The sequence below is a fragment of the Algibacillus agarilyticus genome, from assembly GCF_003286125.1.
Taxonomy (GTDB): Bacteria; Pseudomonadota; Gammaproteobacteria; order Enterobacterales; family Alteromonadaceae; genus Algibacillus; species Algibacillus agarilyticus.
Map to the genome: position 1 here is coordinate 117,787 of NZ_QMED01000008.1, position 18,290 is coordinate 136,076.

20 protein-coding genes are annotated in these 18,290 nt (G+C 39.5%); 13 read left to right on the forward strand and 7 right to left on the reverse strand.

The window, feature by feature from the left end; genetic code table 11:
* Positions 1-101: 101 nt before the first annotated feature.
* The 3 genes from DPX34_RS08645 to DPX34_RS21715 form a co-directional block, all read right to left on the reverse strand.
* Positions 102-1,442, reverse strand: a complete 1,341-nt coding sequence (locus tag DPX34_RS08645) for a LamG domain-containing protein (RefSeq protein WP_157964665.1) — start codon at positions 1,440-1,442, stop codon at positions 102-104.
* A gap of 275 nt (positions 1,443-1,717) precedes the next feature.
* On the reverse strand, positions 1,718-2,620 hold the full coding sequence (locus tag DPX34_RS08650; protein WP_198673657.1) for a histone deacetylase family protein: 903 nt from the start codon (positions 2,618-2,620) through the stop codon (positions 1,718-1,720).
* Positions 2,621-2,640: 20 nt separating this feature from the next.
* Positions 2,641-2,811, reverse strand: a complete 171-nt coding sequence (locus DPX34_RS21715) for a hypothetical protein (protein ID WP_157964666.1) — start codon at positions 2,809-2,811, stop codon at positions 2,641-2,643.
* 145 nt (positions 2,812-2,956) lie between these two features.
* Here DPX34_RS21715 and DPX34_RS08655 point away from each other — a divergent pair, with 145 nt between their 5' ends.
* Positions 2,957-4,318 (forward strand): hypothetical protein, encoded by a 1,362-nt coding sequence (locus DPX34_RS08655; protein WP_111978016.1) that lies wholly within the window; start codon positions 2,957-2,959, stop codon positions 4,316-4,318.
* 604 nt (positions 4,319-4,922) lie between these two features.
* Here the strand turns inward: DPX34_RS08655 and bamJ are convergent.
* On the reverse strand, positions 4,923-5,684 hold the full coding sequence (gene bamJ / locus DPX34_RS08660; RefSeq protein ID WP_111978017.1) for a BamJ family beta-barrel-assembly machinery protein: 762 nt from the start codon (positions 5,682-5,684) through the stop codon (positions 4,923-4,925).
* A 108-nt stretch (positions 5,685-5,792) separates the two neighbouring features.
* Here bamJ and DPX34_RS08665 point away from each other — a divergent pair, with 108 nt between their 5' ends.
* Both DPX34_RS08665 and DPX34_RS08670 read left to right on the forward strand, forming a co-directional pair.
* Positions 5,793-6,794, forward strand: a complete 1,002-nt coding sequence (locus DPX34_RS08665) for a WD40 repeat domain-containing protein (protein WP_157964667.1) — start codon at positions 5,793-5,795, stop codon at positions 6,792-6,794.
* Entirely contained in the window at positions 6,772-6,987 is a 216-nt protein-coding gene (locus tag DPX34_RS08670) for a SlyX family protein (protein WP_111978019.1), read from the forward strand. Before DPX34_RS08665 ends, DPX34_RS08670 begins: the two co-directional genes overlap by 23 nt.
* 13 nt (positions 6,988-7,000) lie before the next feature.
* Here DPX34_RS08670 and DPX34_RS08675 read toward each other — a convergent pair whose 3' ends face one another.
* Complete coding sequence (locus DPX34_RS08675; RefSeq protein WP_198673658.1) at positions 7,001-7,201, reverse strand: YheV family putative zinc ribbon protein; 201 nt, start codon at positions 7,199-7,201, stop codon at positions 7,001-7,003.
* A 129-nt stretch (positions 7,202-7,330) separates the two neighbouring features.
* Between DPX34_RS08675 and DPX34_RS08680 the strand changes: the two genes are divergently transcribed.
* The 6 genes from DPX34_RS08680 (at position 7,331) to DPX34_RS08705 (ending at position 13,268) form a co-directional block, all read left to right on the forward strand.
* The gene (locus DPX34_RS08680) at positions 7,331-9,253 is read left to right on the forward strand and encodes an ABC transporter ATP-binding protein (protein WP_111978020.1); all 1,923 of its coding nucleotides are present in this window, start codon (positions 7,331-7,333) and stop codon (positions 9,251-9,253) included.
* A 35-nt stretch (positions 9,254-9,288) separates the two neighbouring features.
* Positions 9,289-9,801: a TIGR02444 family protein gene (locus DPX34_RS08685; protein ID WP_157964668.1), complete on the forward strand. Its 513-nt coding sequence runs from the start codon at positions 9,289-9,291 to the stop codon at positions 9,799-9,801.
* Between the two features lie 11 nt (positions 9,802-9,812).
* A complete protein-coding gene (locus tag DPX34_RS08690) occupies positions 9,813-10,475 on the forward strand; it encodes an HAD family hydrolase (protein WP_111978022.1) in 663 nt (220 codons plus the stop codon).
* Between the two features lie 196 nt (positions 10,476-10,671).
* Positions 10,672-11,202 (forward strand): DinB family protein, encoded by a 531-nt coding sequence (locus DPX34_RS08695; RefSeq protein WP_111978023.1) that lies wholly within the window; start codon positions 10,672-10,674, stop codon positions 11,200-11,202.
* 149 nt (positions 11,203-11,351) lie between these two features.
* Positions 11,352-12,470 carry a methyl-accepting chemotaxis protein gene (locus DPX34_RS22275; protein ID WP_111978024.1) on the forward strand — a complete coding sequence of 373 codons (1,119 nt, stop codon included), beginning with the start codon at positions 11,352-11,354 and terminating at the stop codon, positions 12,468-12,470.
* A 39-nt stretch (positions 12,471-12,509) separates the two neighbouring features.
* Positions 12,510-13,268 carry an NRDE family protein gene (locus DPX34_RS08705; RefSeq protein ID WP_111978025.1) on the forward strand — a complete coding sequence of 253 codons (759 nt, stop codon included), beginning with the start codon at positions 12,510-12,512 and terminating at the stop codon, positions 13,266-13,268.
* 18 nt (positions 13,269-13,286) lie between these two features.
* Here DPX34_RS08705 and DPX34_RS08710 read toward each other — a convergent pair whose 3' ends face one another.
* Entirely contained in the window at positions 13,287-15,029 is a 1,743-nt protein-coding gene (locus DPX34_RS08710; RefSeq protein ID WP_111978026.1) for a bifunctional lysophospholipid acyltransferase family protein/GNAT family N-acetyltransferase, read from the reverse strand.
* A 553-nt stretch (positions 15,030-15,582) separates the two neighbouring features.
* Here DPX34_RS08710 and DPX34_RS08715 point away from each other — a divergent pair.
* Positions 15,583-15,933 (forward strand): hypothetical protein, encoded by a 351-nt coding sequence (locus DPX34_RS08715; protein ID WP_111978027.1) that lies wholly within the window; start codon positions 15,583-15,585, stop codon positions 15,931-15,933.
* Positions 15,934-15,939: 6 nt separating this feature from the next.
* Entirely contained in the window at positions 15,940-16,242 is a 303-nt protein-coding gene (locus DPX34_RS08720) for a hypothetical protein (protein WP_111978028.1), read from the forward strand.
* Positions 16,243-16,344: 102 nt separating this feature from the next.
* Here DPX34_RS08720 and DPX34_RS08725 read toward each other — a convergent pair whose 3' ends face one another.
* Positions 16,345-17,187 (reverse strand): peptidylprolyl isomerase, encoded by an 843-nt coding sequence (locus tag DPX34_RS08725; protein WP_111978029.1) that lies wholly within the window; start codon positions 17,185-17,187, stop codon positions 16,345-16,347.
* 271 nt (positions 17,188-17,458) lie between these two features.
* Between DPX34_RS08725 and DPX34_RS08730 the strand changes: the two genes are divergently transcribed.
* Both DPX34_RS08730 and DPX34_RS08735 read left to right on the forward strand, forming a co-directional pair.
* The gene (locus DPX34_RS08730) at positions 17,459-17,602 is read left to right on the forward strand and encodes a DUF3149 domain-containing protein (protein WP_111978030.1); all 144 of its coding nucleotides are present in this window, start codon (positions 17,459-17,461) and stop codon (positions 17,600-17,602) included.
* Positions 17,603-17,747: 145 nt separating this feature from the next.
* Complete coding sequence (locus DPX34_RS08735) at positions 17,748-18,281, forward strand: hypothetical protein (protein ID WP_111978031.1); 534 nt, start codon at positions 17,748-17,750, stop codon at positions 18,279-18,281.
* Positions 18,282-18,290 lie beyond the last annotated feature (9 nt).

Consider the following 18,290-nt stretch of genomic DNA (forward strand, 5'->3'; position numbering starts at 1 on the left):
AGTTCAAAAAACACGTGTAATTGTGAGTTTATATTAAGCGATCTTTTTGAATCTGTTAGGTCGAAAATTGACTAATCCATTAAATGACTTATTCCCAGCCTTTACATTTTAATTAACGCTAAGTTATCCACCAAACTCACATTGCCCCGACTACCTTGGATCTCAACCGTGATCTGGCTGTTATTGGCTGTATTAAATTCAATACGACTAAGCTTAAACTCGGTCGTGTTAATCAAGCTTGTTGCGATAATATTTTGCTGTTGGTCTTTTACAACAATCTTTCCACCCGCATTCACCTCTTGGTTACGACTATAACCCGTTAACCGATAATGGCTGTTAGTATTCACCTTTACCGTTTGCTGTGCTGTCGCCTTACCTTGAACCCGTAAACCTTTGCCTTGCGTGTAACTGTGTTTTGCGGCCGCTGATATCGTTGCCCCAGAAGCAAATTGCCAAGCTAAATTAGCATCTTCAAAATCAGGGTTTACCAATAAATTATCGGCCATTGGCACCAGTTGATAACTGCGAACATGGTCATAATAAGCCGTATTAATGCTCGCATCGTTTAACTCTGCCGCCGTTGGGTAAGGCAAATGATTACCCGGTATATTTTTAATTAGCTTTTGTTGCCATGTGTAAGTTTCAGCCACCATGCGTAATGACATATCCCCATTAAACGCCACCGGATCTTTTTCGTGGGTTAAGTTGACCGTGCCAGTGAGTATGCCATTGTAGTAATAATGTACCTGATTAGGAGTAACCCACCATGCGGCATAGGTATTAAAATCGTCAGATAATTTGCGTTTTGTATCGTATTTTACACCTTTAGAAAGGTAGTCTGCGCCTCGACATTTACCGTCTTTTAAAGCACTTGGCTTGTAATGCGTATTTGAATGCATCATATTGGCCCACCACGCTTGTGGCCAGCCGCCTATTGCTTCTAAAATATCAATTTCTATTGAGTGACGGTTTTCACAGTCACCCTTTGGGTTTTCCGCTTTATCTGAATGCAACCAAAAAGTAGTCGATAATTTTGTTTTAGACGCTTTTACTCGAGATTCAAAATAACCAAATGTTTGGCCATATTTACCTGATACCGCAGCACCGCCCATCGTGAAATCTTCTTTATCTTCACCTGAATAAGTTGAGGTTTTTAGCTCTAAATTACCGTTATTCACGGTCACGTTTTCTTTTAAAAATTTAGCAGGTGGTCGACCTCGCCAAGTAGGAATGTAATTGAGCCATTTATCTTGATTTAAGCTATCGCCATTAAATTCATCAGACATGTTTTCAATTAACTGCCATTGGTAACCAATGGGCGCTTTGGGCAAAAAAGAAGCAACAGCGGGTGAGTCAGTCTGTTTTGTTTCGGTTAACTGGGTAGCACTACAACCAGACAATACACTAAGGCAAACAGCGGCAAAAACAGGATTAAACTTCATATATACACTCAACATTAAATTTACATATAAACTATAAGATTTATATTAAAACTTCAAGCTGAACGTATATTTTTTGTTAATCCTGTTTAGATCGGTTGCCTCGCTATTTAAAACGAAAAAGATGAATGATCGAGAACACTCAAAGACCACGAGCAATAATCTACAACCAACAATCTAGAACAGCCTCGCTAAATTCAGCCAGATGGCAATTTTTTATCCAGCAGTCGATATAGATAATGCGCGCAAAAAAGAAGAGTCGAACAAAATTAAAACCATTATTTAAAAATCAAGTTTGCTTGCTCTACGGCTATCGCATGGCGCTTAGCCAGTGCAAGTCGGTCGTTGTCGTAGCCACCGCCAATAACCGTGGTAACGGGCACATTAGCTTGTTTACATAACATTAAAACATGGCGGTCACGTTGCGTGATGCCTTGTAAACTAATATTAAGTAACCCGAGTGGATCATCTTTATAAATATCAACACCCGCATCATATAACACTAAATCGGGTTTAAATTGCGTTAATAATTGGCAAAACGTATCAACCACGGTGGTTAAATAAGCTTCATCGGTTGTGCCTTTGGCAATATCAACATCTAAATCGCTTTGCGCTTTACGAGCCGGAAAGTTTTTATCGCAATGCACCGAGCACGTAAATACATCTGGGTCATTTTGTAAGATGGTTGCAGTACCATCACCTTGGTGCACGTCGCAATCAAATATTAATACCCGCTTTACTTTGCCTAACTTGATCAGCGCTTTAGCGGTTACGGCTAAGTCATTTAAAATACAAAAGCCTGAAGCAAAGTCATAATGTGCATGATGTGTACCGCCGGCTAAGTGACAAGCAATGCCGTTTTTTAAAGCAAGTTGAGCGGTTAAAAACGTGCCATTGGGCGAAATCAAGGTACGCCTTAATAAGCCTTCGCTCCAAGGCAACCCCATACGGCGCTCTTCTTTAGCCGACAGAGTGCCGGTGATAAAACGCTGTAAATATTCAGGGCAATGGCCTAACGCGAGTAATTCAGTTTTAGCTTTGCCCGGCCTAAACGTATTAGCACGTGTTGCTATACCTTGTTCTTGCAGGTAAGTATGTAACAAACCAAACTTTTCCATAGGAAAACGATGCTTGTGCGGAAAGTCATAACTATAAACGGGGTTGGTAATAAGTGGGATCATGCAATAGGTATTTACAATGGCTAAACAATAAATCTATCATGATTTATACATTTTTTAAATTGAGAACGATCACCAATGAAAAACATAACCCACCATGCTAAATAATCGATCACATCGGCCATTTCTTGCTTCTTTTTTTGCACAATATCTTCGTTATATAGCGATCGCATTTGCCATTGGCTTTGAACCATCGGTGAACCATCGAGGACAGCCACCCCAAAACGATAATCGACGGCTCAGCAGAAATACTTAACCACCACAAACTTGTAACATTAGCCTAATATACTCGTTAATTATTAACTTTTATTTTATGGGTATTTTAGGGAGAAAAACGTAATGCAATGGAAACCCCTTCTATTTAGTTTAGCTATATCTAGCAGTTTACTTGGCTGCAATAACGACGATAACAATCAATCTTCAATTAGCTATCAACTGGTTTATCAACAAGAGCAGCAGTTCAATAATCAGGTAGAACGAGTAGAGTCTTTTGACACAGCCCAAGCGTTCGACAATGCGATTGATCAAGAAAACATAACGACTTCTAGCAGTAATGGCACAACCCGTATAGCCATTAATAGTCCGGCATATCAAACACCAGGTTATACACTTAAAATTGATTCCATGAGTCAAACTGAGGATACTGCTCAGATCAGCTACCGATTAGAATTCGCTGACGCGATTCCAGACTGTCAACCTAACTCGAACACCGACTTTTTTACTTCAGCCTTTATCGAATTATCAAAGCCAGATTTGAAAATTGAAGCCGAGTTAATATCGACTCAAGACTGTAATCCAATAAACGTTGAGACATTGAGTACAATCTTCCAAGGGCAAATACCAACACCAACCAATATTACAGAATCTACGCTGTTCACTGATACAGCAAAACTAAATCAATTTTTACAAAGTCATGATATTGAACTGGCAGGATTTGAAAAGCAAACACCACCTTTATTTATTGAAGAACACAACGTTGGGGTGTTTACGGTTGTTACCCCAACACTAACTCGGTCGTTTGCTACAATTAGTATCCAGAGCATTAAACAATCTAACCTTAAATACATTGTTGAATATAGCCAAAGTTATGAGTTACTTAACGATAGCTGTTACACATATGCTAAACCAAGCCAAGCATATGCTTTTGCTATAGTCGAAAATATAAAAGATTTACCAGTAGAGTTTATTGAACTAGATAACCCGCTGCAAAATTGCACCGAATCTGATTCTGCTTTAGTTGACTTACTTGAACCACGAGCCGTGTTATCAACACACTATAGCAACGATAAAACCAAATCAAAACACAATGTGGTTTATACGAACTTAGACGAATTAGAACAAGATATGGCAGCAGCCTTAACCCATACAGTAATCGTAGTAGGAAGTGATACAACTGAAACAAAACAAGCAGATGCCTCCCCTTACCTACAAACAGTTGATATGGAGCAGTATACATATTTTGCTATCTTCCCAGGCAACCAACCTAATTCGGTAAATGTAGGGATAGACAAGATCATCGAACTTGATGACAAGATCTTTGTTTATTATTACTCCGGACGCCTTCTGGATAATTCACCAACTATTGGCGTATGCCAACCCGCTATAAGTACCCCTTTTGCTTTTTATGAAATTCCGAAAACTAATAAACCGATAGAGTTTATTCAATTAGCAGCACATTGTGGAGACAAAACCCCAAGTTAAGAGTCATCAGCACCATCAGGGGCTGGTCTTTACTTTTGCACCGAGCCCTTTCGTTATCTATCGCTGATTGCATAAAGGGCTTTGGGGGCGCATCTTGAATTTAAAAACTATCGAGAACAGCGACCCAAAAACCACTTGGTATTTCTTGCATCTATGTAGGTTGGCGCTGAGGTACGAAGCCCAACGTAAGTCAATTCAAATTTAAAAACCGCCATTCGACTCTTTTTTATAGGTAATAAACTTACCTGTATTTATTTTCGCGTGCAGCCATTTGCATCGTTATCAATCATTGAGGTTAATGCTTGCAAAAGCTTGATGATGAATGTCGGTTATCCACTTTCAAGCCCTTTATTACCCGGTTAAGCATTGTTGGTAACAGTTGGGCTTCGTTCCTCAGCACCAACCTACACAAAGTTTTCATTTTCGGGTAGTAGGGTTGCGTAAGAAAAAAGAACGTTGGGGTCGCGTTTTGAACACACCAGCTTATGCTAAAGTGCATTGGTTTGGGCTGACGAAATAAGAAGTGGTATACCTCATGCCTTAGGCGTAAATACAAAAAAACCGGCAAATGCCGGTTTTTTTTCAGGTTTAGCTTAAAAGCTAATTAACCTTCTTCGTTTGCAGCATCAATTGAGATTAACTCAACATCAAAGATAAGCGCAGCGAATGGAGGAATGCTACCCGTACCTTGTGGTCCGTATGCTAAATCGAAAGGAATGAAGAAACGGTATTTTGAACCAACAGGCATTAATTGTAGACCTTCAGTCCAACCTTTAATTACGCGGTTAAGTGGGAAGCTAGCTGGTTCGCCACGATCAACAGAACTATCAAATTTAGTACCGTCGATTAATGTACCCGTGTAATGTACTGTTACAGTGTCTTCAGCAGCTGGCTTAGCGCCTTCAGCAGCTTGAACAACTTGATACTGTAAACCAGACTCAGTTGTTACGATACCTTCTTTAGTTTTGTTTTCAGCTAAGAATGCAGCGCTTTCTTCTTGGAATTTAGATTGATCAGCTTCTTGCTTTTCAGCGTGAGCAGCTTGTTGTGCTTGTTGTAAAGCCATTAATAAAGGCTGAGCATCTTCAATCTTAATTTGTGGGTTGCCCGCTAATGCTTCTGCAAAACCAGTTGCGATTAAGTCTTGCTCTAAAGCAATACCCATTTCGTTAGACTGTTCAACATGTTGTTGGATGTTAGTCGCAATAGATACGCCTAGGCTATAAGATTGTTTTTGAATTTCAGTTTGCAATGTAGATGCCTCTTGCTTTGTAGTTTCGGTTTTTGCTTCTGTGCCGTTTTCAGCGCCACAAGCAGATAAGGTTAGTGCGGCCGCAACTGCGCATGCACTCGCTAACTTTTTCATATAATTATTCTCCATCACTTGAGTGTATAAGCGAAACGGTCTCGTAGCGCCGATTACGCGAAAGCGGCTATAATAACCTCATAAACAGCCGTAAACCAAGTGAATAACGTGCTTAAAAAATACTTTTTTAATATTTTATATACAATTGCAATCTGCTTAGCCGGCTGTAGCCCAGAGGCAGACAAGGCCGAGTGGCTTTGGCATGTCGGCGATCAAGCCACTTTTGACGGCCAAATTAGTTCGGATGGTCAGCACTTATTAATTGCACAAGCAGGCGCTGGCGTGCAAATTTGGCATGTAGGCACTAAAAAAGCACTTTTTCATTGGCAGCATCAGAGCAATCAAAACAGTGATATTTTTATTACACGATTTAGTAGCGACAATTTATATGTGGTTACCGCCAGCCCTACTGAGTTTGCATTATGGCGTGTAAGCGATGGTAAAGCCCTTGGTTTTTGGCAAATAACCGATGCCCGTATTCGTGATATTGCTGTAAGTGCTCAAGCACAGGTTATTTTAATTGGTCAAAGTGATGGCAAAGTGGTTAGTTTTGAGCCCCGTAATGGGCGGCGAACAACCTTTTTAGCGCATCAAGATAAAATTAATAGCGTGGCTATATCGCCTTCTGGTGAATTTGCGATTTCGGGCAGTAATGAATATGTTGCTTATTTTTGGCGAGTTGATACGGGTGATGTGATCCACCGTTTTGTTCACCCCAATAGAGTTACTAAAGTGGCGCTTGATCAAAATGGCGCTTTTTTATTTACCGCCGACAGCCAAGGTCAAGCGCATATTTGGCAACAAGCCAGTGGTCAACGTCAAGCCACGCTCAATTTAGCTCAACAACAGCGTATGTTTAATACAGCACGGTTTAATCACGATAGTACGCAACTCGTCACTGGTTCACCCGATCGCACCTTAGAATTGTGGCAAACTAAAAATGGACTGCTCGTAAAATCTTTTACGGTTAACCCTAAACCTAACAGTAAAACCAGAAGCGCAGTGGTATACTCTGCCGCATTTCACCCATCCAACCATTCGCTCGTAAGCTTTAGCTCGTCGGGGTATTTAGAACAATGGAGTTATCATGACGCAAGCGTTAGAAAATAGAATAGAAGAGCTCGAAATGAGACTGAGCTTCCAAGAAGATACTATAGAAGTGTTAAACAAGGCTTTAAGTGATCAGCAAGAACAATTACTGCTGTTAGATCGTCAGCTGCATCTTGTTGGACAAAAAATGAAATCGATGCAGCCAGATGCAGTGGCGCCTATGTCACAAGAAACACCGCCACCTCATTATTAACCATCAAACGAGCTTATTCCGGTTTGAAAACGCCGATCACATTATCGGCATTTTTACTGGCTTCTTGCACGCCTGATTCAGTTTGGCTCTTGGTATAACCGCAATCAACACATTCTACTTTTTCAACATTGTTTTCTAAAAACAACTTTAGGGTATCAAGTGCTGAGCACGCAGGGCATACTGCACCAGCAATAAAACGCTTTTTCTGCTTCATATTTATCTCGCTTATTCCTTGTAAAATACAAGGTCTATTTTTCCAGTTCAGACATCGCTTAACAGTGCCTGTTAATCCCTGTATCATACGCGATTATTAGCCAATGATTAATCACAAACTACGAGATAAATGCTTACTTTAAATCAAATCACCTTAATGCGCGGCTCAAACATCTTACTTAAAGATGCGTCTTTGAGTATTTATCCAAAACAAAAAACCGGCTTAATTGGTAAAAATGGCTGTGGTAAATCCAGTTTATTTGCCCTGCTTAAACATGAAATCCAACTTGACGCAGGTGATGTGAATGTTCCACAAAATTGGCTTATTTCACATGTTAAACAAGAAACACTCGCGCTTGACCAATCTGCGATTGACTATGTGATTGATGGTGATGTGCCTTTCAGAACATTACAAGCCGAATTAGCCAAAGCAGAAGCAAACAACCAAGGTGAAAAAATTGGTGAATTACACCAAAAACTGGATGCGATTGATGCTTACACGATTAATGCAAGAGCCGGTCAGTTATTAAATGGTTTAGGCTTTAGCCAAGATAAACACCAATCAAGTGTGCGTGATTTTTCGGGTGGTTGGCGCATGCGTTTAAACCTAGCGCAAGCCTTAATTAGTCGTTCCGATTTATTATTACTCGATGAACCGACTAACCATTTAGATTTAGATGCGGTTATTTGGTTAAGCCGCTTTTTAAAAGCATATGAAGGTACGTTGCTATTAATATCGCATGATCGCGAGTTTTTAGATGAAGTCACCGAGCAAATAGTCCACGTTGAAAATTCAACATTGACCTTATACAAAGGTAACTACTCTGCTTTTGAACGTCAGCGTGCCGAGAATTTAAGATTACAGCAAGCGATGTTTGAAAAACAACAACGCGAAAAAGCCCATATTCAATCATTTGTTGATCGTTTTAAGGCCAAAGCATCAAAAGCCAAACAAGCCCAATCGCGTTTAAAGGCTCTTTCAAAAATGGAAGATTTAGCCCCTGCGCATGTCGACTCTGAATTTAATTTTGCATTTAGAAAACCCGAAAAGAACCCAAACCCGCTTATCTCCCTTGATAAAGTTTCAGTCGGTTATGAAGATGCCAACCCTATTCTTAAAACGATAAAGCTGAACTTAGTTCCCGGTAGCCGTATAGGATTACTGGGTCGTAACGGCGAAGGTAAATCGACCTTAGTTAAGTTATTAGCGCAAGAGCTTTCGCCTTTACAAGGTGATATGACCGTTGGGCATGGTTTAAACATTGGCTATTTTGCTCAGCATCAGCTTGAACAATTACGTGCCGACGACAGCCCGTTAAGTGCTATAACCCGTATCGCCAATGGGGCATTAGAGCAAGTATTACGTGACTTTTTAGGCGGCTTTGGTTTTAAAGGCGATCAAGCACTTGATCCTGTCGAAAACTTTTCGGGTGGTGAAAAAGCGCGATTAGTACTCGCGCTTCTAGTATGGCAAAAACCCAACCTACTTTTACTGGATGAGCCAACCAATCACCTCGATTTGGATATGCGTTTAGCACTCACCATGGCCTTACAAAACTTTGAAGGTGCCATGATCATCGTCTCGCATGACCGTCATATTTTAACCTCAACGTGTGATGATTTTTACTTAGTTAATCAGGGCCAAGTTACCCCGTTTATCGGTGACTTAATGGATTATGAAAAATGGTTAAGCAATGATGCCAAAGAGCAAAAACAACAAGCGATTGCCGCTAACAATGTTGACAAAGAACCCACTATTTCACGTAAAGATCAAAAACGATTAGATGCCGAGTTTAGACAAAAAACACGTCCTATTCGTCAAGCAATAGACAAAGCAGAAAAACAAGTCGAGAAATTACAAACCGAGCTTGATGACATTGAAGCTCAATTAGCTGAAAGTGAAATTTATCAAGCCGAAAATAAAGCTAAACTCACCACTTTGCTCACACAGCAAAAAGATGTGAAACAAGCATTAGCCACCGTAGAAGAAGCATGGATGGAAGCAGAAGAAGCTTTAGAAGTGGAACAAGAAGCGTTTAACGCCCAGGTCTAAACACTATGTTAAATGACAAGTCTAAGTTCCTAACCATGATAGACAGACAACAGTTTTGGAACTTTGCTTGTGATTTGTACGCTCAACCGCACGTCAGTTCGGAGTTATTAGCGTTACAAAATTCCCTAGGCGCTAATATCAATTTAGTACTATTACTGGCCTATTTATCACATCATAATATGATGATTGATGCCAAGTTTATCCAACAACTGCATCAGCAAATTGACAGTTTTAGTCAAACCAATACTCAAATAATTAGAGCCACACGCAAGCAACTACAAGGCAGTGAAACCTTAACGCAAACTGAGCAAGCTGAAATAAAAAAACAACTACTAACGGTTGAGCTCACGGCTGAAAAAATAGAGCAAGATAGATTACTGAGTTGGCTCGCAACACTTTCCATTGAAAACCCTAAATTGAATAGTCTTAAGCAATCACCTTGCCTTGTTTTAATCGAACAATATATACAACAGCTAACCACATTAGAAAAAGAAGCGAGTCTTCCCCATTCAATTAAAAACTTCACGTTAGCTTTAAGCTCAATATAAGGAATGTAGCCATGTCTCAACCTCGAATTGATGCCGTTTTATTTGATATGGATGGCACACTGTTCAACACTGAAATAATTCATATGCAAGGTTGGATACAAGCAGCAAAAGCGTTCTCACAAAGCTTTACGGAAACCGATTATAAAGCCTTTGTCGGTGTCGTAACTGATGAATGCCATCAAATCATTCACCAAAAGTGGGGCGCGGACTTTCCAATTCAAGACTTTATAAATCACAAAAGTAAGCTGCAAAAAACGATAAAAGCGGAAGGAGTCACATTAATGCAAGGCGCGCAGTCTTTTTTTGATGAGTGCGCATCCCGCTGCGGCAACATAGGTATTGTTACCTCAAGTTCGCTAGACGATGTGCACACCAATTTTAATTACTTTACCGGCTTTGAAAAATTGAAGTCGATTGTGACCTCTGAAGATGTAGTCAACCGAAAGCCCGCCCCAGATTGTTATTTACTCGCCTGTGAACAGTTAGGTGTAAAGCCTGAACACACCTTAGTTTTTGAAGATTCAAATCCTGGTTGCTTAGCGTCTATTAAAGCGGGATGTAAAACGGTCATGATCCCAGACATGAAGCCAGTAGAACCGGAAATCGAGCCACGCTTATTTGCAATGTACCCTGACCTAGTCGCAGCACAACCGTTAATCAATTTACTAAAATAAATAATCTATGCGCTAACATTGAGCTTAATATACTTAATTGCGATCACATTGCTTCAATGAGCACATAAACCAAATATCACATAACCCAAGTAGCACATAAACCAAATAGCACAATAGAATATTTGAAATAGAAAGTCCTAGACAGCGGTCTCATTTATAACGAATAATAATCAAAAATAATTGCAGGAAGCGCCCAATGCAGATGATAAAACACTATCAAGATAGCCTCGCGCAAGCCATCATCTTTTTAAGTCGTTTATCTGAACAAGAATACCAATATTGCAGCTCAAACATGAGTTCGATTGGAGCACATGTTCGCCATATTCTTGATCACTTTATTGTGATAAAACATTGCATAGAGCAGGACTCAGCAATCGTAAACTACGAGAATCGTCAACGTGGTAGCCAGGTTGAAACCGATAAACAACTCGCGATCCAAAGCATTAATAAATTAATCACTTGGTTGGGTCAATTAGACCACACTCAGTTAGATAAACTCATTAGTGTTGAATCTCAAATTAGTATTACCGAAACCTGTATTGTCAGCGTACCTTCAAGTATCAACCGCGAACTGATGTTTGCCGCCAGTCACGCTGTACATCATTATGCGTTAATGAAAAATATTTTATCGACGCAAATACCCACACATACACAAGCCTCATCCGATCATATTGCAAACTTTGGCGTAGCCCCTTCAACGGTGCAATTTAATAAAAGTGAATCTTAGCCCGTCTATATCTCCGCTATTTTTATGTCAAGTTAAAGCCTTGGGTTGATCTTATCATTCGGAAATATTACTGTTTTATATACATGATACCCAAGTCACTTGGGTATCATGTATTCGCTTAGCTAACTCATTTAATAACGAGGTGTTTGATGATATTCAACTTTAATAAAAATACGGAAATAGAAAACCTTAAAAATGAAATTAAAGCTTTAAAGCAACAAAATAAAGCTCTCACCGACGAATTAAGCCAAGCTGCATATGCCAATACTGAGCTGTCTTCAGACATGACAGATGTAACAATAAGAGCGAATAATCAACAAGATATAAATAAATTGTGGTTGCAATCATCCACTCTTGTTAACCAAATTAGAGAAAACCTAGCTGAGTCTTCTGCTGAACTTATAACTCATCGAGACGACTTTCAATCGGCTCAGCAATTATTTGATCACATCATGAATATGCTAGCAGAGACCGTGATATCAACGGCAAAAATATCTACAGACACTAAATCGGCTTCAGATTCCGTTGATCAATTGAAAACGGTGACCGCTGGCATTAATGAATTCGTAGATATTATTAAAGGTATATCTGACCAAACTAATTTATTAGCTCTGAATGCAGCAATTGAAGCCGCTCGAGCAGGAGAACAAGGCAGAGGTTTTGCCGTTGTCGCTGATGAAGTAAGAACCTTAGCACAACGCTCATCTGAAGCATCAAATGAGATATCCAATTTGATTGAACAAGTTAATCAACAAATGGAAAGCGTTATAAAAGGTATTCTTCATGTGGGTCAAAAAAGCACAGAGATAAATGCAAGCACCTCGAGGATCGAAGAAACCGCCGATAAAATAGTACACCTGTCGCAAAATATGTATTCCGTTATCACAAATTCAACGGCCAATGCATTTATACAAACAGTAAAAATGGATCATGTCGTCTGGAAGTTAGATGTTTATAAAGTTATGTTAGGTATGTCAGATAAGTCGCCTGAAGACTTTGCCGACCACACAATGTGTCGCTTAGGGCAATGGTATTATACTGGTGAAGGCGCAACAAAATATTCAACGTTTAACGCGTTTAAACAAATAGAAAAACCGCATGCAGATGTTCATAACCAAGGAATAGCGGCATTAAAAGCCTATGCGGAAGGAAATACAGAACAAGTCGTCACGAGTCTTACGCAAATGGAAAATGCTAGCTTTAAGGTTGTCGATTTATTAACCGCTTTGTCTAATGATATAAAGCACGATATCCCCATGACAATATAAAAAAACAAGCCTTTTTATATATAAATCACAGAGCAAAACATGTGCACATTAAGTTGGCAATTAATGCCAAAGGGTTATGAAGTTTTCTTTAATCGTGATGAACAGGTAACACGGCCTAAAGCGATAGATCCACAATTTGATAATGCTTTACAAGCGATTTATCCGATAGACCCACAAGCCGGCGGCACTTGGATTGCAACCAACAAAATGGGCTCAACTTACTGTTTATTAAATAATTATCAAGCAAGTGAGCAGGCGCTTTTAAAAGGTAAAAAAGCGAAAAGGAGTCGAGGACTAATTATTATCGATTTATTATCGCTTTGCCCTACCAAGCCAGAAAAAGAGATTGAACAAGTTCAAAAAAAGCTTACGCCCCAATATTTAGCCGATTTTGCCCCTTTCACACTTTGTGTATTTACAGCCGACACATCGACAAAAAAATCATTGGTTAATCAACTTGATTGGAATGGCGAACAGTTATCCCTTTCGGTAGCACAAGCTCCACTAACGTCATCGGGCTTTAATTTTACCGAAGTTAAAAAAGCGCGTTTAGCCACCTATCAAGCAATGAAAGCGCAAAGCCAAAATGGCACATTGGATTTACTCGTGTTTCATGCAAGTCATCAGCCTGCTAAAGAGGCTTATTCAGTTTGTATGCATCGCGACGATGCGCAAACGCAAAGTTTAACGCATATTATCGTTTCTAATGAGCACGTGCAGTTTAATTACCGAGACACCTCTCCCTGCTTATTAACCGAATTTAAAACGTCATCGATGCAACGCATGACACACATTTAGGTTTAGATTTAGGTACCGCTAAAACTGTCGTGCGAGATATCGTTCCAGCTCATCACCTAAATATAACTTAAGAAACCGTTTAGGCGCAGTCGGTAAATGAACACTTAACAACAAGCCTGGTGTTTGCGCAAAGTTAGGGTCAATACCTAAACAATAAAACTGCGCCCCAAGCTGATGATATTGTTTGAGTAATACCGGTAAGCCTTTGCCATCTGGCTCTATCTGTTTTACTAGCCACTCTAACTCATTAATGTCGGCTGGGTATTGAGATAAGTAATGACTCACTTCTTGGCTGTGAGCATGTTCAAAGGCTAACTTAGGTAAAGCAGCATCGGTTGGTTTAACCAAAAAACGTTGGATCAAATACACACTCAACGGACTATATTGGGTTGTTAATGAAACCGTTCCATACAAGGTTTGATAGCGTGGAAAACGCGCGATAAATCGAGCAATGCCTTTAAATAAAAGCAAAAGCGAATGGTAACTTTTTTGATAGTCTGGCACGACAAACGAGCGTCCCATTTCTAAACAGGGTTGCTGCTGATTAATAAAATCAGCATTAAAGTTAAACATTTGTGCTAAATATAACGCCTGATTTCCGCCTTGCTCACGCAAAATATCGGTTTGCCCCATTCGGTAGGCCCCCACTAATTTAGACACTTCACGATCAAACACAAACAAATGAGTATAGGTTTTATCGCGCTCATCGCCATCTTGCGGGTGACCACTACCTTCATCATATAAACGAAACGCCTCTTCACGCCGGATCCGGATTTCTTGCAAGATGTGTGGGATTTGATCGTATTGCGCATAATAAACAACAAACTGCTTGTGCTTAGCGAGCTGCTGCTCTTCAGGTAACGATTGCACCTCGGCCAATAATAAAGCGGGCTCAACAAAAGTCGCTAAAGGTTGTAAAGTGACTGAATCAATTTTAGGCCAATTTAGCTGTAATTTGGGATCTTGTAAGTAAGTAAGCAAACGCGTTAAATCAGTGTTCTGTTGATCATTTTTTTCGGTATACGGGGTTACTAATTTTTTGGCAAATGTCATTGGGATGTTACGTCCTTTACTGGCTATCATTTCACGGATCAGCATTAATAATCTAAAACGAAAATACACACGCCCTAATTGATAAAACAACGGTCTATTTTGACCCGCGATGTGCAAGGGTAATAATTGCACCCCCTCCACTTTAGCTAAAAATTGCAAACTTCGATGCCAGTCATGATCGGCAATGCCTTTAAATTCATTACGGTGGTAACTCACTCGCCCCGCCGGAAAAATAACGAGTAATCCTTTATTTTCTAAGTGTTTACGACATCGCTTAAGCGATTCAAAATTACCTTTCGCGCCGGTTTTTAGTGGATTAGTGTAAATAAAATAAGGCGCGAGTTCAGGAAAAATAGACAAACCGACATTCGCTAATATTTTAACATCTGGGCGAACTTGTGCCATTAGGTTAGCAAGCACAACACCTTCAACACCGCCAAAAGGATGGTTTGCAACCACAACAATCGGTTTGTTTTTGGGCAATGCGGTTAAATCAAACCCACTCACCACAGCGGATAATTTAAAAACGTGAATAAACTTGTCGGTAAATGCGTGAGCCGACAAACCATTAAATTGATTAGCTTGATACAATTTATTTAAATAACTGATACCCAGTAATTTATCAATAATGCCTAAACCGATACGCGCAAAGTAATTTAAAGGTTTAGCAGTGAAAAAGTGTTTTATTGAAATTTGATGTGAAGGCATGAATCCATTCTTATATCGGCTTGCTTAACGTTAATCATAACTCGAACTTAAGCAATACAATAGCTTAACGTTTGATAAATATAGTCTTTTCGCTCAGATTTTATGGTTCATTGTCAGCGCTTACACTCGACTTTGGCTCCTGCGTCGTTCTAACACCTAAATCCATTTAGGCGGCCCCAATCACATAGTAGATCATATGCTCATGGCGTCTCGAAGCTTGCCTGCATGGATGCAGGTAAGGGGCGAGAGCAGGACGCGGTAGCTTTGACTGCTTTGCTTACATGGATGTAAGTACTTCGGTTTCGTCTGGAACGAGAAACCGGCCCCTAAAACCCGATCGCTTTGACTATAGACCAATAACTTGAACCCTTTATTTAATCTAACTATTCACCTGTATCGTTAAGCTTATAACTAGATATAGTATAAGCGATTGAATCATATTAAAGCGGCATAAAAAGCGCTTGTTTTTTAAACACAACCGTACTTAATTCAGCTATAATTAAAGTTCAGTGTGCCGTTTAAGCGCATTAAATTATTTTTGAGGATTATTATCATGCCTGACAATATTAGTTACCCAGATAACTCTGCATCTTTGCAAACGCAACAGGCACAAGCCCAGCAGAATCAACACGCCGAGCAAGCTAAACTGGCAGCCGATGCAGAACAAGCACAGGCCGTAGAGCAACAAACTCAACAAGCAGAGCTTGAAGCGAATATTGAAAGTGAGACACCGCCTCCTGCAGGTGAGACACAAGCCCCAACTGATACTTTATCAGCAGAATCGTTATCTGAAGGCCAAGCCGAAGCCGCACTTGCTGAAGCTCAGCAACAAATAGAAAAAGAACCAGAGCAAGCGCAAGATACACAAGCGAATGTGACACCTGAAGATGTGGTAGGAGTATAAGCCTGAATGCCGGCTGCAGGAATTAATCGTTATCATGTTATTCAAATGAGCGCCGAGTCTCGTATTAGTAGACTCGCTCGTTTATATCAAATTGGTATCGAGGCATGCCAACAGCAAGATGATTATCGGGTGACTAAAGTTTTATTTTTATTACATAAAAAATTAGATAAGCAGGCTAATGCCGCATTGGCAGCTTCATTAACCAAAATATATAAACACCTTTTGCACTGCAACCAGCAAGGTAACTTTGAAGAAATTAAAGCAACGTTACAATCTTTACAACGTAGTTGGCTGACATCACAACGTTAATCTTCATTGTTAAAAACGTTATTTAACCTATTTCATTCATACAGCACCGTCCAACAAAAAAAGCGCATAAATGCGCTTTTTTTGTTTACTCAAAACGATAATTTACTTGTTTAATCGCCCAGCAAACTTACGTGTAATACCAAGCATAAGTAACATAACCATAAACCAGTTTGCACTGCCACCACTTGATGAGCCGCCTGTTGCTGGTGTATCGGTTCCACCATTGTCAGGAGTGCTCGTTGCCGTTGTATTCTCAATTAACGTTAGATCAGCAGCGGTATCCACATTAGCATTAACAATTTCAATGCTTTCAATCAATATAAACTGGCTATCGGTTACAGGTTCATTATTGTTTCGATCGGTTTCGCTAAAATTACGTAAAGGCACTTCACCAAAGGGGCTTGCATAAGTAAAAATAGGGACAGCAGCCATGGCATCAACGATTTCCATACCATCGCCAATCACTTGACCAAAAGTGGTAAAACCTTCGTTTTGGTTATCTAATATAGCTTGGTTATCGGCTAGGTTAAAAAACCATTGGCTAGTCGCACTATCTGGCTGGCCACCTAATTTAGCCATGGCAATGGTGCCACGACGGCTAGACCATTTGGGCTCATTTTCTACTGACGCTTTAGCGGGGTAACTTAAGACTTTATAATCGTCTGCCGTTGCCGATGCTGTATCTAATCCCCAATAAAAACCACCGCCTTGAATAATAAAACCAGGCACAGAACGATGCATTACAATATTTTTATAATCACCTTCATTTACGTATGATAAAAAATTCGCCACTGTTTTAGGCGTGGTTTCATCATATAAATTAACTTCAAAGTCGCCCAAGCTAGTTTTAAATTGAACAATAGTTGCTTGAGCAGGGGCGATTAAACAACAAGCAATAACAGAAGCAATACCTGCCACTTTTTGACTAAAACGAGTTTTGAACATTTAGTTAACCTTTAGTAAGTAATTAATATATTAATAAAAACATCATGCCATAGTTTTTGTCTAATTTTGGTAAAGAATTGTAAATCATTAGCAATAACTCAATTTTACAGCTAATAAAAAAACGCTAAACCTAAAACTGAAAGTTGAAAAATTGCGCTAGATCAACATTCATTCACACTCTTGATAGCTTGTTCTGCCGTATGATCTAGATCAAAGAAAAATAGCCTACTTACCGCTATCTTAACGTTATCAACTAAAGAGGAAACAAGTTATGAATATTTGGCAAGTAATTGTAAACGATCCAATCGCGTGGTGCTCTTTATTCGGTATCGCTTTAATGGTTGCCATGTTTGGCTATTATGCATGGTACTTTGTTAGCCATGTTATTGAAGCGGAAGAAAAAATAAAAGAATAATTATCGCGGCTATCCTATTTAGACTAAGTCACTTTAAAGAAAATACGTTAAAGTGACTTAAGTATATAACCCTTTAATTGCCCACGCTTATCCACTATTATATTTGCTTCTGCTCTGCAAAATGAGCGCTAACAAGGAAGCAGCAATGACAACGGACACCCCGCAAAACAAACCTTCTTTAAGGTTAAAAATGCGAATCAAAATAAATAAGTTAAATACGATCTTAAGCAATTTAACGCGCATGCAAAAAGCATTAGTGGTGTTAAGCGTGGGCGTATTCTTATATTTACTAAATGGTTTAACGCCGTTAACCTTTATTTGGCCAGTCATCATGGCTTATCAGCTTTATTATCAAGTGCAGACTGAGCCAGTAATAAATCAATACCATGACGATATATTTGCCTTACTGACACTCAATAATGACCGCTTGATCGTGAGCGAAGACGAATTAAACATTGCTGATATTAGTACCGTGGTGATTGACCAAATCAACCTAACGACAGATCACGCTTTATTACAAAAAAACTTCTCTGAGTTTAAAAGTAAACAACACGTGGGCTTATTACATTTTGCTTTTAATCGAGGTGGAAAATTATTGTATTATTTTCCGACTGAGCAAGTGACAGAGCTAACTGAATTCTTTCAACGCCATTTACCGAACACAAAAATAATTAAATAAAACAACGAA

Coding starts and splice junctions, on each gene's coding strand:
- DPX34_RS08645 (WP_157964665.1), bottom strand. CDS start 1,442: ATGAAGTTTAATCCTGTTTTTGCCGCTGTTTGCCTTAGTGTATTGTCT.
- DPX34_RS08650 (WP_198673657.1), bottom strand. CDS start 2,620: ATGATCCCACTTATTACCAACCCCGTTTATAGTTATGACTTTCCGCAC.
- DPX34_RS21715 (WP_157964666.1), bottom strand. CDS start 2,811: ATGGTTCAAAGCCAATGGCAAATGCGATCGCTATATAACGAAGATATT.
- DPX34_RS08655 (WP_111978016.1), top strand. CDS start 2,957: ATGCAATGGAAACCCCTTCTATTTAGTTTAGCTATATCTAGCAGTTTA.
- bamJ (WP_111978017.1), bottom strand. CDS start 5,684: ATGAAAAAGTTAGCGAGTGCATGCGCAGTTGCGGCCGCACTAACCTTA.
- DPX34_RS08670 (WP_111978019.1), top strand. CDS start 6,772: ATGACGCAAGCGTTAGAAAATAGAATAGAAGAGCTCGAAATGAGACTG.
- DPX34_RS08675 (WP_198673658.1), bottom strand. CDS start 7,201: ATGAAGCAGAAAAAGCGTTTTATTGCTGGTGCAGTATGCCCTGCGTGC.
- DPX34_RS08680 (WP_111978020.1), top strand. CDS start 7,331: ATGCTTACTTTAAATCAAATCACCTTAATGCGCGGCTCAAACATCTTA.
- DPX34_RS08685 (WP_157964668.1), top strand. CDS start 9,289: ATGATAGACAGACAACAGTTTTGGAACTTTGCTTGTGATTTGTACGCT.
- DPX34_RS08690 (WP_111978022.1), top strand. CDS start 9,813: ATGTCTCAACCTCGAATTGATGCCGTTTTATTTGATATGGATGGCACA.
- DPX34_RS08695 (WP_111978023.1), top strand. CDS start 10,672: ATGCAGATGATAAAACACTATCAAGATAGCCTCGCGCAAGCCATCATC.
- DPX34_RS22275 (WP_111978024.1), top strand. CDS start 11,352: ATGATATTCAACTTTAATAAAAATACGGAAATAGAAAACCTTAAAAAT.
- DPX34_RS08705 (WP_111978025.1), top strand. CDS start 12,510: ATGTGCACATTAAGTTGGCAATTAATGCCAAAGGGTTATGAAGTTTTC.
- DPX34_RS08710 (WP_111978026.1), bottom strand. CDS start 15,029: ATGCCTTCACATCAAATTTCAATAAAACACTTTTTCACTGCTAAACCT.
- DPX34_RS08715 (WP_111978027.1), top strand. CDS start 15,583: ATGCCTGACAATATTAGTTACCCAGATAACTCTGCATCTTTGCAAACG.
- DPX34_RS08720 (WP_111978028.1), top strand. CDS start 15,940: ATGCCGGCTGCAGGAATTAATCGTTATCATGTTATTCAAATGAGCGCC.
- DPX34_RS08725 (WP_111978029.1), bottom strand. CDS start 17,187: ATGTTCAAAACTCGTTTTAGTCAAAAAGTGGCAGGTATTGCTTCTGTT.
- DPX34_RS08730 (WP_111978030.1), top strand. CDS start 17,459: ATGAATATTTGGCAAGTAATTGTAAACGATCCAATCGCGTGGTGCTCT.
- DPX34_RS08735 (WP_111978031.1), top strand. CDS start 17,748: ATGACAACGGACACCCCGCAAAACAAACCTTCTTTAAGGTTAAAAATG.